General features: G+C 70.2%; 1 protein-coding gene. It reads right to left on the reverse strand.

Features of this window, described 5'->3' with window-relative positions; all coding sequences use genetic code 11:
• The coding region (locus tag ACNAVT_RS31865) for an OmpL47-type beta-barrel domain-containing protein (protein ID WP_416301712.1) at positions 1-342 on the reverse strand (342 nt) is incomplete at both ends.

The following is a 342-nucleotide window of genomic DNA, read 5'->3' on the forward strand; positions in this document are numbered from 1 at the left end:
TACTCGACCCGATCCACGCCTGACTGGGTATCCGTGGCCGACAGCGTCACCGTGGCGCTGCCCACGTACGCGCCGTTGCCGTCCCGCTGGCCGGTCACCGCCGCCGTCACCGTCGGCGGCGTGGTGTCCGCCGGCGGCGTTTCCACGACCCGGAACGACACCGACTGCGGCGACGAGGTATTACCCGCCTTGTCCGTGGCCCGGTAACTCACCGTGTGCTGACCCGGCTGGTTCACCGTCACCGGCGCGGAGTACCTGGCGTAGGCGCCGCTGTCGAGCGAGTACTCGATCCGGTCCACACCCGACTCTGTGTCGGTGGCGGAGAGGGTCACCGTGGCGCTG

It is taken from the genome of Micromonospora sp. SL4-19 (assembly GCF_047921475.1).
GTDB lineage: Bacteria > Actinomycetota > Actinomycetes > Mycobacteriales > Micromonosporaceae > Micromonospora.